Below are 219 nucleotides of genomic sequence, written 5' to 3'. Positions count from 1 at the left end.
CTGAGCGTAGCGAACCTCACCCCAGTATTCGAAGAGCTTGACCGCCACGAAGCAGAAGCCGAGCAGGGCTGCAATCGCCAACGGCCGTTTCACCGCCTCAAGATCAAGCCGACTTCGCATCGCCACAGCGACAAAGTACCCGCTGACCAGCAGGATAAGCGTGTTCGCGCCGGCGATCCCCGGCCTTAAATGCAGACGCGCCAGTTCGAAGGCCTGGGC

1 pseudogene is annotated in these 219 nt (G+C 61.6%); it reads right to left on the bottom strand.

Annotation, left to right across the window (positions count from 1 at the left end):
• Positions 1 to 219, bottom strand: a pseudogene (locus tag H6M51_RS24470) (cytochrome c oxidase subunit 3 family protein); the annotation flags it as partial.

Origin of the sequence: Rhizobium sp. AQ_MP (genome assembly GCF_014237835.1) — a bacterium.
Taxonomy (GTDB): domain Bacteria; phylum Pseudomonadota; class Alphaproteobacteria; order Rhizobiales; family Rhizobiaceae; genus Allorhizobium.
This window is presented reverse-complemented; position numbering and strand designations above follow the sequence as displayed.